Here is a 13,876-nt window from a genome sequence, read left to right on the forward strand (position 1 = left end):
CCGAGTATTCATTTCACGGAAGCCGTGCTGATGCAGGCCCACACGATGACCTGCCGCGGAGCCCTTCCGAACGTCCTGCAGCAAATACGCTACCTGGAAACGCATGCCCTATGGGGCAGCATCCTTGGACAAAAGTGAACCAGTACGACCGGGCGGACCCGCCAATCGACGGGGAGTACGCGGGAAGCAAGGAAATAGGGGCACGAACACTGGTCGTCGAGGCACACCACCAGACGCGGCCCACGCTCCCGGCCTAGCATGAGACATGGCCACGGAAACCAGGGGATCAACTCGACACCTACGCCGTTGTGCCATCGACGGATGCGCCTGGCGCGGCACATGTCCCGATCACGACCTCGAAGGTGAACTCGACGCCCAGCTCGACCGGCTGATGCGCCTCAGGCCTTTCGGCGCGGGACGAAAGCATCGACGGTCGGCCGCCAAGTACGCCCAGAGCCAGCAGATCAAATCCGAAGTCACGGTGACAACCGTCGAAGAACGGCGGAAGAATCCTCCCGTACCCATCAGGCGAAAACGCCATATCGTGCATCCGGACACGCTCGCCGCCGTTCGTGCACTGACCTCGTCCTTGCGTCCTCACCGCACCGGAGCCAATGGCTCCTCGCACGGTGGCATGGACCCGCACGCCGGTCCCCTGGACGGTGCCCACCCCGCGGTCGAGGAAGTCCGGGAGGCACCGCGAGCGACAGCGGCGGCTCGCGCGAAACCCAGCCCGGCCTTGCTCGCGAATCTGCGACGCCCTGCCTCGAACTACCCCGTCTCCACTTCACCGGGCCCTCCGACCGAACGGACTTCCCCTCTCTTGCGTCTCGCCGGCTCGTCTTCTTCGGCCGCGTTGGGCCCGGCGATCGAAGCCATGCGCAACGCGAGGGCGCGGACTCGACCGAAACAGTCCTGACCCGGACGTCCTCGAACGTGACGGTCGGCCGCCTTTTCAGGTCATCCGAAGAAGATCGAAACCACCGCGTTGTCGAATCCGACTTCGGCGAGATCGGTGACATCGCCGTCGACGACCAGGGACCTACCCTTGCAATCGCGCTCGCTCCAGATCTTCACGGAACCGGAAGCCGCGATCGACGAGGTCACACCAGGGCGGGCCACATTCTCGCAGCCATCTCCGGACAGTCCCTGCGAAGCCTCGTTGTCGCTGAAGTCTTTGCCATCGAACAGAACCGCGCTGGTGGCGGGCTGCCGCTCCTCGGACGGTGCCGTGGTCTCAGCGGCCGAGCCGTTCCGGCCATCCGGGGTCACACCGAACCAGGTTCCTCCGGCCCCGTGCCCCTTCGTATCACCTGGTTTGACGTCCTTCACGAACCGGTACACCGGCCAGCCGTCGATCGTGACCTGCCGGGAGCCATCGCTCCGCTCGATCGAGCCCATCGAGGACTTTTTCACGCCGGCGAGGAAGATCTTGCTTCCTCCGGCCACCAGAACCGGAGGCCAGATCTTCGTGCACTCACCGCCGCATGCGGACTTCGACGGTTTGACCGTGTCCTTGTCGAAGCGGTAAAGCGTCAGTCCCGCGCCGTTCACGAGGATCGGATCCGGCCCGCCTGCCTCGGACACCTTGAACTGGACCCACGCCCGGGCGGTGGTCTGCTCGGCGGTGTTCGGAGTCCCGTCCGGTCCGGTGGCCCAGTCGCCTGTTTTCGGCTGCGCGTTGTTCGACTTGGCGGTACCGGGAAGCACGACCAGGCCGCTGCCCACTTCTACCGTCCGCACCGGCGCCGACCAGGTCCGTGCGGACTCCGGCGACGACGAACCACAGGCCGCGAGCGAAAGCACTCCGGCGGTCACGGCGAGAACGCACGCGAGTCGTTTACCGAACAAGAGGAATCTCCCTGTAAACCTGACGTCCGGACGATTTCGGGATCCCAGAGCCGATCGATGGCCCCCAAGGTTGGAAAGCTTGTTCGAATTTCGCCGGTATGCCACCGTCGGCACGAACTTGGCGAGCAAGGGGCTCTTCCGGAGAAGGATGACGTGTAATCCTGGCAAGGATTCCGCTCAGGCGACGAATTCCGTGGCTTCGTCAAGGACGACCGCCCCCGCATCCGTGACCACCGCGGGCGTGGGCTGCCCGAATCCGACTTGCCGCGCTCCCGCGATGAGCCCGGCCTCGAGGAGGTTGTGCACCGCTGAGTGATCACACCAGCAGCCGTCGACGGTGAGGTCGGGTTCGCAACTCCAGACGAGCACGGCACGCCCGGCCGCGACAGCACGCAGTATCGCTCGCTCTCGCCGGTTCAATTCGACTCGGATACCGGTCATCACGATCACCGTCCCAACTCGGCTTTCCTGGGTGGAAAGCGTGCGCCGGAGTTCTTCATTCCTTCTTCACAGGACTGGGCGGCGAGCGGAGTTCCAAGGCCCGCAACAGGTCGAGGGCCCGTCCATCGGCAGTTCCGAATGCCGGCTTGCCCTGGGGTGAGCGCCGAAGTGTCGTGCGACAACCCCGCCATGGCGTGGCGCAGCTCACCTGATCAGCCGTACCGGCGAGCGAATGTCCAGAGCTCCGAGTGCAAAAGGGCAGATCCGACCAGGCTGGTTCAGCCGGGTTACGCCGAGTACGCGATCCTGGTCCCGGCTGGAGGTTGGAGCGCGGTGGCGGAGTTGAACAGACCATGTGGGTAGAGTTGCTGGGCGAGGTGCGGGCCCGTGTGGGCGTGAACGAGGTCACTCTCGGTGCTCCTCGGCAGCGTGCCGTCCTCGCTATTCTCGCGATACGTGCCAACCAGACGGTCACGCGCTCGGAACTCATCGATGGTGTCTGGGGTGACGCGCCACCGGCGTCCGTCGAAGGCAGTGTGCACACCTACATCCACGGTCTCCGCCGTGCATTGTCCGTAGCGGGCGATGCCGTGCTCACGCGCACTGGAGCGGGCTATCGACTCGCCCTCGGCCCACAGCAGCTCGATTTGACGGTGGTCGAATCACAGCTCAGTGACGCACGCGGCCTGGCGCGAGCCGGCAAAGGCTCGGCCGCGGCCGATCTGATCGGTGAATGCCTCGCGTTGTGGCGTGGCATTCCCTTGTCCGGGTTACCAGGCCCCTTCGCGGACTCGGAGCGCGTACGCCTGACAGAACTCCGTTACCGGCTTGTCGAGGAGCGGGCGGAACTGATGCTTGCGGCAGGCAGGCATCGAGAGCTCATCTCGGACCTCGGCGAAGCTGTGGAAGCGGAGCCCTTCCGGGAAGGCTTCCGAGCGCAACTCATGCTGGCGCTGTACCGGAGTGGGCGGCGCGCGGACGCGTTGGCGGAGTTCGAAGCGGTACGCCGGTTGCTCGCCGACGAGCTCGGGCTCGATCCCGAAGCCGCGTTGACCGATCTGCACCTGCGCATGTTGCGCTCCGATCCCGAACTGGATTCGCCGGCCAAAGCGGTAGCACCGCCACGCTCGCGGAAACCGGCCCAGCTACCGCACGAGGCACCGGACTTCGTCGGCCGGACCAGCGAACTCGAACAGCTGTCGAGGTGGTGTGTCACGGAACGGTCGAGTGACAAGGCACTGGTCATCTCGGCGATCGACGGCGCGGGGGGAATCGGCAAGACCACACTCGCGGTGCGGTTCGCCAGGTCGGTCGCGCCGAATTACCCGGACGGCCAACTGTACCTGGACCTTCGTGGTTTCGATCCGAACCGCGTGCCACTCAGTACCACCGATGCCCTCGGCCAGTTGCTCTGGGCGCTGGGCAGCGCACGACAACGAGCAGAACCGGACGCTCTCGCCTCGATGTACCGGACTCTGCTCGCCGACAAACGAGTGCTCATCCTGCTGGACAACGCGGCATCGACCGAGCAGGTGCGCGATCTGCTCCCCGGCACGTCGAACAGCCTGGTACTGATCACCAGCCGCAACCGGCTCAGCGGCCTGGTGGCCAGGGACGGGGCACGCAGGCTCACCTTGGGCCTACTGACCGAACCCGAAGCGCTGGACCTGCTGCGCAACACGGTCGGCCGGCGACGGGTCGACGACGAGGAGGCCGCGGCGGCCGAACTCGTCCGGCTGTGCGGCTACCTTCCCCTGGCCCTGCGGGTCGCCGCCGAAAAGATCTCGGGAAGTCCGGATGCGAGCCTGCGTGAACTCGTCGAGAGCCTGCATGCCGTCCAGGACCGATTGGACAACCTTCATGTCGACGACGACGAGATGACCTCGGTGCGCAGTGTCATCTCCTGGTCCTACACCTCCCTCGACCGGGAACTGGCGAGGACGTTCCGCATGCTTGGCCTGGTCCGCGCCCCGAAGTTCGGCGCTTCGGCCGTGGCCGCGCTCATCGACCGTCCCGTCGCCGAGACCGGAGAACTCCTCCGTATCTTGAGCGAACAGCATCTGCTCGAACCCGAATCCGACCGATACACCTTCCACGACCTCATCAAGGTCTATGCCGGCGAAATGGCGCACAGTGAAGAGTCACCGGACAGCCGTCGCGAAGCGATCCGGGAGCTGATGATCTGGTACCTGTCCAGCATGCGGGCGACGCTTCGGCGTCTGATCAAAGACTACCCATTGCCGCACAGCGGAGTTCCGGAGACCACGCATCCGCTGCCGGATTTCGATACACGCGAGGCGATGTGGGGCTGGTACGAAGAGGAAACGAAGAACGTAACAGCCTTGATCGAACATGCGGCGGAACTCGGCGAACACGAGATCGCCTGGCAATTGACCTGGTGCACCTATAACAGCTTTTATTCCTCGGGACTGATTTCGGAATGGATCCCGATCCTCACCACCGCGCTGTCCTCCACTGAGCAGCTTGCCGATCCGGGTCCCCAAGCACGTATTCTGATGTTCCTGGGCATCGCGTACTCGCGACTGGGCCGGAACAAGGTCGCGGTCGAGTACCTCGAACGAGGCCTCGCCTTGGCTCGCCGGATGGAAAACGATCATTTGAAGTCGAGCATGTTGGCGAATCTGGCGTCCACGCTGCGCGAAATGAAAAGATACGAAGAGGGTATTGTTTACGCCCGCGAGGCAGTTCAGCTGGCGAAGCCCGATTCGCCGCATTACCAGAAGGCGGGCAGCATAGACGCACTTTGCGAGTTGTACGTCGAATCCGGCCAACCCGAACAGGCACTGCACTATGGCGAACTCGGCTTGAAGGCCGCGCGCGCCTGCGCCGCGGGGCTACTCGAGGCGAACTTGACGGTGAATGTCGCACACGCGCACCGGGATCTGGCGGACATGGCGACGGCGACCCGCATGTACGAATCAGCACTGGAACTGTGTGCCGACCTGGGAGACCGCTATCACCAAGCCCTCGCCTTACTAGGACTGGCGGAACTTCGTCGCCGAATCGCTCAATACGACACCGCGAGGGAGCATGCGCTGCGAGCGCTGGAGATCTTCATCGACCTCGACGGAGAAGAGGCCGACGTGGCCCGCGCGCTCCTCGAGACTCTCGAGGAAGAAGCCACACCCTGACGACAACCGAGCCGCGCCGGCCCCGTGGATCCTGACCTCCGACGTGCCGCTTTACGGCCACAAAGAGGTAGATTGTCGATCAACCGTGGGATACGGACCGCTGAACCGGATAGTTCATGGCTGCCCGATATGCCATCAACGCCCTGCTCAACTCGAAGGCCGTCCGCCTGAGCACCCTGGCCGCTGAAATCACGTCCACTTGCCCGAAGTGACCGGCCAGTGCCAACGCGGCGGGGTGCTGGACCCCCGTGAGCGGAACCGCGACACTCGTGACCTTTCGTGTGGCGTCGTCCACATGCGCGAGGCCGATACGGCGAATCTCCGATAATTCATCGGTAGCCGCGGCAGAGAGCCGTCTGGTGCCGTGCCCGACCTGATAAGCGTGAAGCACCTGGTCTATCGCAGTCGCGGGAAGGTCTTTCCCAGCCGAGGCCATACCAGGCAACCTTGGGGTCCGGTGCCCGAATATCTGATTGACGTGCTGCACCGACTCGCCAATCAATACGCTGACGCTCGCGGTGTGCCCGGTCATTTGGTGGAGCTCCACAAGATAAGGCGTGGAGTGCTGCTGGAGCGACGTGAAAATACCGTCCTCGCTATTGCGGCGCGGCTGCACCATAACGCCGGCCGAGTACTTGTCCCCCGTCCTGACGATCATACCGTGGGACTGCAGCGCCGCGAGAATCCTGTGCACAGTCGCTTTCGCCAAGCAGGTGCGCTGACTGAGCTGGGTAAGACTGAGCGTGACTTCGCTCGTGATCAATGCCGCCAGAACGACCATCGCCTTGTCCACGGCAGTACGCCCCGTGCCGCCGTCGAAGCCGTACTCCGCCGACTTACTTGCCAAAGAAGCGCTCATGGGAAATCCAACGGGTCGGCCAACGGCATTCTCTTGTCCACTGACGAGCAGTATCAACCGCCGCCCGGATTCCCGGAACCACGGCCAACTTCGGCCGAGTCTTTCGGCTAACGAACCTGCCTTGGCCCGCCTCGGGGAAGCCGATCATGGTTGACATCCCGGGATGGGGTCGCCCGTTCCCGAGACCGGAGCGGGGAGCGGGCCGATGCCCCCAGCCGGTTCCTCCGGATACACGACGGCCTGACTTCGGGGCGGACCGGCGCTGCCGGGGCACGCACTCTCTCCGACCCGGAGCAGAGTTTCGGGCAGCGTCGCCTGGGCTTGTCTGGTCTAATCCGGACAGGGACTCGGAGAGGAGCGGATCGTGGTCAGGTTGTCATTGGGGCGAGTGGGCACCGCCGATCCCGTCATCCTGTTTCTCGAGGTCAAAGCCTTGCTTGAGAGGAACGTCCCGGAGACGTCGCGGGGCACCCGCCTGCATGCACCGGGTTGCCGCATTGGATAGCGCGGCATCCAGGCAAGACGTGCGCGGCACGGCGCCTCGTGGCGGCGAAGTCGTCCGATGGCGAGTGGCGATACTCGGTTTCCTGCTCATCGTCCTCGACGGTTTCGACGGCGTCACCTTGGGTCTGGTGATCCCCACCCTCGAGATCGAGTGGGGTGTCGACGCGTCCGCCTTCACGCTTCCGCTGGTCCTCACGGGCATCGGAACGGCCGTCGGCTACTCGGGTTCAGGGTGGGCCAGTGCCCGCTTCGGGCGCCGTCGTGTGATCCTCTGGGGTACGACACTCTTCGCCATCGGTTCGGCTTGGACGGCTGTCGTCACGACCATTCCGCCGTTGTCCGTGGCACGACTGCTCACCGGTGTGGGTCTCGGGGTCATCGTGCCCCCTGCGGCCTCGTTGGCCGCCGACAACGGTCCTCCCCGCCGGAGGGAGTTGATCACGGTCCTTGTCAGCCTCGGCTTGGCCGTTGGACCGACCATCGGCGGGATCTTGGCCGGCCCGCTCATCGGCTCCTATGGCTGGCGCTCCGTCCTCTGGGTCGGCACCCTGCTCCCCGTGCTGCTGCTGCCTGTCCTGTGGTGGGGCATGCGCGAGCCTGCCGACGATCGACGACCGCCGTCCGAGCCGGCTCAGGCGGCGTTCCGGTTCCTTTTCACTCGAGACCGTCGTTCGGCGACACTGCTGCTTTGGGCGGTCTTCCTCCTGGTGGTGGCCACCATCGGGGTCATCACCACCTGGGCGCCCGTACTCGTGGCCGACTACGGGCTGAGCCCGACCGAGGCCCCGATGGGGATCGCCGCCTTCGGTTTCGGCGGCATGCTCGGTGGCGCGGTTCTGGTCCTGTTGACGACCCGGTTCCGGGCGATCAATGTGGTCGCCTCGACCACGATGCTCGGTGCGCTGATCCTGTTCGTGGCCGCGCGGGCGCCGTTGACTCACACCGGACTGCTGATCGCCCTGTGCGGTATCGGAATGTGTTTGATCGCCACCGCGAACGGCTCCATGGCCGTCGCCATGTCGACCTACCCCGGTCCTCTTCGTACCACCGGCGTCGGATGGGCCGTCGCACTCGGCCGCGTCGGCGGCGTCATCGGCCCCGCCTACGCCGGCGCGCTCGCCGCCATGCGGGTTTCTTCCCGGGACATAGTTCTTTACACCTGCGTACTCATGACCGCGGCTGCCCTGCTCAACATCGTGCTCGCCGTTCGCATCCGACGGCGTCCAGAAGCGACTGAAGCTCGATAGCCGCCGTCTAGGCATGCGACACGGCGGGAGAAGCCGGGACCACCCGAGTCCTGGCTTCATAGCCGAGAGGGTGACCGCGGCGTCGCATCCGAACACCGCCCCGACATCACCGCGCCCGCAACGCAGCACCGCGGTATCTGCGCGAAAATCTCATATCGGGCACGATGAGCCCCGCTTCGTATCCTTTGCAGTTTTGTTCAAGGAAGCGTGGCCGCCCTGGGAATCGCACGCCCTCCGTTTGCCGTGGTCCCCGACAGCCCTTTCGCCTCGACCCGAAGACCGCCGTCACCGCGGTGGGCCGCGCCCGAGTTCCGCGAGATCGGCCGGTACTACTCCGGCCATCACCCCCCCCAAACCAAGGTGATCTGCCCGTTCGCCTGGGCAAGCTTCCCGATCGGACGCCGGTGACAACGTTGCCGACCAACTCGGCGCCAAACTGTTCCGCCTGGTGAAACAAAGCTCGCTTTCAGCGCACTTCGCGTGGGTAGCATCTGTCTCCGCGACGGCCCCGAGTCCACAAGGCGTTAAAACCGCTGTCCCGCTATCGCGACGTGATCGAGCACGATTGACGTCCGTCAAGCCCATTGAAACCGTCACCGCGGCGGACTGTCGCCCCTTATGCGGCGACACATACGACCGATCTTGGAGGTCTGCTGTGTTTGCCGGTTACCGCAGCGCCTTCGCCAGGCGCGGCGCAGCGTCATTCTGCATCGCGGGTGTATTGTCTCGTTTTTTTGTCGGGATCTACCCGCTGGGCTTGCTTCTTCTGCTGGCCTTGCCGACCGGCGAGTATGGAAAAGCTGCGCTGGTGAGCGGCTGCTGGACGATCGGAAACGCACTCAGCAGTCCCGCCGTCGGGATGATCGCAGACCGTTTCGGACAGCGCAAAACTCTGCTCTTGTCCATTTTCGCACATGCCGCACTCGCCGCGACGCTACTCGGGTCAGTCGCCCTCGGGTCATCTCTGCTGATCATCCTGCCGTCGGCGTTTCTTCTTGGCGCTTCGGTTGTCAACACCGGCCCGATGACGCGAGCGCGATGGGCGGCAATGTGGCCGGACGACACCCCTGAGAGATCGGCCGCTTACTCGGTCGAGACCGTTTTGGACGAGGTCGTCTTCGCCGTCGGCCCCCTCGCGACAGCGATCCTCGCGGTCCAGGTTTCACCGTACCTGGCCGTCGCCACAGCACTTGTCATCACCGTCGCCGGTGCGACTTGGCTGCTGTTCCAGCGTCATACCGAGCCACCCAGGCAGCCCCCGGTCGCTCGGGGGCATCGGCGCCTCGCCGCACGATACCCGGGCATGCCATTCCTGCTGGTCCTGCTGACCGCGGTAGGGGCCACCTGCGGCGCGGCCGAAGTGCTGCTCGTCGCACGCTGTGACGACCTGGGCACACCAGGCGGCTCCGGCCTCGTCCTCGCATGCTTCGCGGTGGGCAGTGGCGTCTCGGCCATCCTGTACGGCTCTCGGACACGAAGTGGGCCAACGTCGCTCCGGCTCGCCTTGAGCGCCTCGGCGTTCGGCTTGCTCCCTCTCCTCTACTTCACCGCGAACAGCCTGCCCGCCCTCATGATTTGGTCCGCGGTCAACGGCCTGAGCATGGCACCGACCGTCATCAACGCTTTTCATCTGCTCGACGAGCTTGTTCCGGTGGCGATCCGGACCGAGGGAATGAACTGGGTGTGGTCGAGTCTCTCGCTCGGCTTCGGCGCAGGAACCGCCACCGTCGGCAAGGTCGCTGACGAAATGGGTGCCCGGCCGACCTTCTTTCTCCCCGCGCTATGCGCACTGTCGGCCGCCGCCACCGCACACCTGTTGAATTCTCGGATTAAATCGAAGACAAAACAGGAACAATTACCGGCTTCTTGACTGCAGGGCAGGCTTCCACGCCCGCCATCGCCATTAAATAAACGAGCAAACGAGTCGACGAAAGGACCACTTGACATGGCGAACGATGTTCTTGAGAACCTCGAAGGTTTGCGCCTGCAGCTCTGCGCTCAAGCAGCTGAAGCTGAGGATCTGGGTTCCCTTCCCGGCAATACTGCGGACATCTTGAGGAAGACCGGCTTGGTGAGAATGTTGCAGCCCCGTCGGCACGGTGGCCTCGAAACTGATCCATGGGACTTCTTCGATGCGGTCATACTGGCCGCCGAGTCCTGTAGCGCCACAGGCTGGGTCGCGGGCGTCCTGGGTTCACACCCTTGGCAGATGGCATTGATGCCGGAGTCTGTTCAGCACGACGTGTGGGCGGCGGATCCGGACACTTGGATAGCTTCCCCTTTCTCCCCGTTCGGCAAGGCCCGAAGGGTCGAAGGAGGCTACCTGCTGAGCGGCAGGTGGGCATTCTCGTCGGGCACGGACCACTGCGAATGGGCATGGCTGGGCGCGACCGTGGTCGACGACGAGGGTAATCGCGTCGGTGCCGATGGCACTCTGCACATGCTGTTGCCACGTAGCGACTACACGATCATCGACGGGTCGTGGAATGCGGTCGGACTGCGCGGCAGCGGCAGCAAGGATGTCACGGTCACCGACGCGTTCGTACCCCTCGAGCGCGTGATAGCGGAACAGAAGGTCGTCAGCGGCGCCGCCGCCCGAGAAGCAGGGCGAAGCGAGAACCTGTTCCGCATGCCTTGGTCCGCCATCTTCCCCAACGCGATCACCGCATCCATCATCGGCATGTGCCGTGGCGCGCTCGCGGCATCCTTCGACTATCAGCGCGATCGGGTCGACGAGGCCGGCCGTCTGGTCCGTGAAGACAAATTTCTGCTGGCACAACTGAGCGAATGCCACTCCGAGGTCGAATCCGCACGAGCTCAACTGACGGCCAACGTGCGCCGAATGTGGGATATCGTCGATTCCGGAAAAGAAGTCCCGTTCGAGATTCGCGCGGCAGCGCGCTGCGATCAGGTTCGCGGCAGCCGACGCGCCGTCGAGGCACTCGACCGCCTCTACAGCCATTCAGGTGGGAACGCCTTGCGTTCGGATCGGCCGATGCAGCGTTTCTGGCGTGACGCACATGCCGGATTGAACCATGCGATCAACGTCTACTCCGGGCCGTATCAAGCCTATGCACTGACAAGAATGGGCGCAGTGGTTCCACCGAATCTTCGGAATGATATCTGACTGTCACCAAAGCCAGGTTCACCGTACTCCGCAGTGATCAAGACGAGGCACGAAGGATTCCCATGACCGCTATCGGCAGAGCAAGTGAGCGCGAGACGACCTCGATCGCCGGTGACCGGCAGGCCGACACGGCGGCGCTGAGCCTGGCCAACTCGGTTCGCTTGCGGATACTGAAAAAGGGTAAGGATCGGCTTGCGGATCACGACCTGGATCAGGTCAGAGCAGCCCGCGCCGACGTCGCGATCAGACCGGAGATAGCCGGATTCTATCACTGCGTCCTGGACAAGACGGAAAACCGATACTCCTACCGGAGCTATCTGGCGATGGACGTGCTGAAACCCCTGCTTCCCACGCAAGGCCGCATCCAGACCGGGCGAGATCTGGTATCCCACCTTTTGGGCGATCTTGCGGAATTCGAGCGGATGACTCTGGAGAATGGCGGCGGCGATTTGCTTCCACACGGCCGCCCCAGCCGCCAGGTGGCACTCAAGAGGATTCGCAAGGCAGGTGATCTACGGGAATCCACGAACCCATCGCATGAAGCGCCTGATTACATGAACGGGCCGGTCGAAAGTATTCTTCACTTCAGTGTCCTCCCGGTCTCGGATCAGCATGACGAGTACCTGTTCATTCGAGTTCTCCAATGCTATGAGACTATCTTCACAATGATGGCGATGCTACTGGAAGAAGCAATTGTGGCCACCGGGTCGGGAGAGGTTTCCGACGTCACCAGTCGTATGGAGTCGGCTGCGACCACGTTGGACCAAGCGTCAGGACTGTTCAGCCTGCTGGCGACCATGCCACCCGCGAATTTCCGGTCGTTTCGCATGCAAACCGACGGGTCGAGCGCCATCCAGTCGGAAGCGTACAAGTTGGTGGAGATTTTCTGCGCGTTGCCGAGAAGGGCCCGCATCGACTCCCCCGCCTTTCTTTCCGTGCCAAGAGTGCGACAACGCGCTTTGTCCGACCAAGACTCGCTTGCCTCGTGGCACTGCCGCCAACAGGCCCGATGGAGCGACGTAGAAGGCAAGATGATGGCGAACGCACTGGAGCGACTGGAAACGAGTCACCAGAAATGGAAGCGTACTCACTACTCCATCGCGAAATCCATGATCGGAAGCAGCGGCGGAACCGGCGGCACCGAGGGCGTCGAGTACCTCCGGAAGCGCACGGAAGCCCGGCTTTTCTGGCCGATCGGCGAGCAGTGCCCGCACCAGGGTCTTGTTCCTAAAATGCGCAATCAATCGCATTGAATTCATCGTGAGACGTGACCCACGATGAGGATGACCAGCGGCGACCAAGGAGAACCGTGGATCTGTCGAAGTGGATGACCCGAGCAATCGAAGAAAACGCGAAGTGGCAAGACTCTTTTGCTCCGTTTTCACCGCATTCATCGATGGAAGTCGAAGACGACGCATTCAGTGACGTCTTCCAGGACTTCACCAAGCGGCTGGGGAAGAATTACCCCTTCTTTCATCCATCTTATGCCGGACATATGGTTCGTCCACCACACTTCGCTGCGACGGTCGGCTATCTGGCGACCATGTTGATCAACCCGAACAACCATGCGTTCGACGGCGGCCCGGCAACCGTCGAGATGGAGAAGGAGGTCGTCGCCCGACTATCCGCCATGTTCGGTTTCGACGCCTCGCTCGGCCACCTGACCACCAGTGGCACGATCGCGAACCTCGAAGCTCTTTATGTCGCGCGAGAGCTCCGGCCGGGCCGCGGCGTCGCCTTCAGCGAAGAAGCCCATTTCACACACAGCCGGATGTGTCGTGTCCTGGGCTTGGAAGGTCACACGGTGTCGGCAGATCGACGCGGCCGGATGGACGTGGAGGCCCTTGAGAAGCTGTTGCGGACACAACAGATCGGCACAGTCGTACTGACGGCCGGCACAACCGGACTGGGCGCGGTCGACCCGATCCACGAGGTCCTCGCGCTGCGGGAACGCTATGACATCCGCATCCATGTCGACGCCGCCTACGGTGGCTTCTTCACATTGCTCAAGGGGCTGGACAACGCTGAGGCTGTCCCACCGGAACCGTGGCTGGCGGTCTCCCAGTGTGATTCCGTGGTCGTCGATCCTCACAAACACGGCCTGCAACCCTACGGTTGCGGCGCGGTGCTCTTCAACGACCCGGACGTCGACCGGTTCTATGCCCACGACTCTCCTTACACCTATTGCGCCGCCGCGGAGTTCAACCCCGGCGAGACGAGCCTGGAGTGCTCGCGTTCCGGTGCGGCGGCGGCAGCCCTTTGGCTCACCTTCCAGGTCTTGCCACCGACCCCCTCGGGGCTGGGCCGGGTACTCGCCGCCGGCAGGCGGGCCGCTCTGGATTGGTCCGCGAGGATCGCCTCGTCGGAGGTCCTGGAGCTGTACCAGGAGCCCGAACTGGATATCGTCACCTACTTCCCGGTTGTCCGGCCCGCGAGCATGAAGCTCATAGATCAGACTTCAGCGAGAATGCTGGAGAACGGCGCGAAAGGCACAGATCCGGTGTTCTTGAGCACTTTGAAGGTGCCCTCGGGGGCACTCACCGGCCGGCATTCCGGCGTTGTCGCGGACGCCTCCGAGGCGCGCATCATCCGCAGCGTATTGATGAAGCCGGAGTTCGAACACTTCATCCCGCGGCTTCACGACAGGGTGGAAACACTGGCTTCTTCTCAGACCGGGTTTTCTTAGACGACTTTT

10 protein-coding genes are annotated in these 13,876 nt (G+C 63.6%); 6 read left to right on the plus strand and 4 right to left on the minus strand.

The window, feature by feature from the left end; genetic code table 11:
- Positions 1-298: 298 nt before the first annotated feature.
- From AORI_RS68400 to AORI_RS68410, 3 genes are all read right to left on the minus strand, one after another.
- On the minus strand, positions 299-550 hold the full coding sequence (locus AORI_RS68400; RefSeq protein WP_016335804.1) for a hypothetical protein: 252 nt from the start codon (positions 548-550) through the stop codon (positions 299-301).
- Between the two features lie 410 nt (positions 551-960).
- Positions 961-1,980: a hypothetical protein gene (locus AORI_RS68405; protein WP_228688203.1), complete on the minus strand. Its 1,020-nt coding sequence runs from the start codon at positions 1,978-1,980 to the stop codon at positions 961-963.
- A gap of 48 nt (positions 1,981-2,028) precedes the next feature.
- Complete coding sequence (locus tag AORI_RS68410) at positions 2,029-2,292, minus strand: hypothetical protein (RefSeq protein WP_043849038.1); 264 nt, start codon at positions 2,290-2,292, stop codon at positions 2,029-2,031.
- A 353-nt stretch (positions 2,293-2,645) separates the two neighbouring features.
- On the opposite strand from AORI_RS68410, the gene AORI_RS68415 reads away from it, so the two are divergent.
- Positions 2,646-5,444, plus strand: coding sequence for an AfsR/SARP family transcriptional regulator (locus AORI_RS68415; RefSeq protein ID WP_043848260.1), 2,799 nt, complete (start codon positions 2,646-2,648; stop codon positions 5,442-5,444).
- A gap of 79 nt (positions 5,445-5,523) precedes the next feature.
- Here the strand turns inward: AORI_RS68415 and AORI_RS68420 are convergent, their stop codons facing one another.
- Entirely contained in the window at positions 5,524-6,303 is a 780-nt protein-coding gene (locus tag AORI_RS68420) for a helix-turn-helix domain-containing protein (RefSeq protein WP_016335809.1), read from the minus strand.
- A 524-nt stretch (positions 6,304-6,827) separates the two neighbouring features.
- On the opposite strand from AORI_RS68420, the gene AORI_RS68425 reads away from it, so the two are divergent.
- The 5 genes from AORI_RS68425 to AORI_RS68445 all read left to right on the plus strand — a co-directional run bounded on the left by AORI_RS68425 (position 6,828) and on the right by AORI_RS68445 (position 13,867).
- Complete coding sequence (locus AORI_RS68425; RefSeq protein WP_046199844.1) at positions 6,828-8,054, plus strand: MFS transporter; 1,227 nt, start codon at positions 6,828-6,830, stop codon at positions 8,052-8,054.
- Between the two features lie 655 nt (positions 8,055-8,709).
- Entirely contained in the window at positions 8,710-9,924 is a 1,215-nt protein-coding gene (locus AORI_RS68430; protein WP_016335811.1) for an MFS transporter, read from the plus strand.
- A 75-nt stretch (positions 9,925-9,999) separates the two neighbouring features.
- The gene (locus AORI_RS68435) at positions 10,000-11,181 is read left to right on the plus strand and encodes an acyl-CoA dehydrogenase family protein (RefSeq protein ID WP_043848261.1); all 1,182 of its coding nucleotides are present in this window, start codon (positions 10,000-10,002) and stop codon (positions 11,179-11,181) included.
- A gap of 62 nt (positions 11,182-11,243) precedes the next feature.
- Entirely contained in the window at positions 11,244-12,434 is a 1,191-nt protein-coding gene (locus AORI_RS82535; protein WP_016335813.1) for a tryptophan 2,3-dioxygenase family protein, read from the plus strand.
- Between the two features lie 56 nt (positions 12,435-12,490).
- Complete coding sequence (locus AORI_RS68445) at positions 12,491-13,867, plus strand: pyridoxal phosphate-dependent decarboxylase family protein (RefSeq protein WP_016335814.1); 1,377 nt, start codon at positions 12,491-12,493, stop codon at positions 13,865-13,867.
- Positions 13,868-13,876 lie beyond the last annotated feature (9 nt).

Source organism: Amycolatopsis keratiniphila (assembly GCF_000400635.2).
Classification (GTDB): Bacteria; Actinomycetota; Actinomycetes; order Mycobacteriales; family Pseudonocardiaceae; genus Amycolatopsis; species Amycolatopsis keratiniphila.

What these genes read in the sequence shown, in the direction of transcription:
- AORI_RS68400 (WP_016335804.1), bottom strand. Translation starts at nt 550, where the DNA reads ATGCACGATATGGCGTTTTCGCCTGATGGGTACGGGAGGATTCTTCCG.
- AORI_RS68410 (WP_043849038.1), bottom strand. Translation starts at nt 2,292, where the DNA reads ATGACCGGTATCCGAGTCGAATTGAACCGGCGAGAGCGAGCGATACTG.
- AORI_RS68435 (WP_043848261.1), top strand. Translation starts at nt 10,000, where the DNA reads ATGGCGAACGATGTTCTTGAGAACCTCGAAGGTTTGCGCCTGCAGCTC.
- AORI_RS68415 (WP_043848260.1), top strand. Translation starts at nt 2,646, where the DNA reads ATGTGGGTAGAGTTGCTGGGCGAGGTGCGGGCCCGTGTGGGCGTGAAC.
- AORI_RS82535 (WP_016335813.1), top strand. Translation starts at nt 11,244, where the DNA reads ATGACCGCTATCGGCAGAGCAAGTGAGCGCGAGACGACCTCGATCGCC.
- AORI_RS68420 (WP_016335809.1), bottom strand. Translation starts at nt 6,303, where the DNA reads ATGAGCGCTTCTTTGGCAAGTAAGTCGGCGGAGTACGGCTTCGACGGC.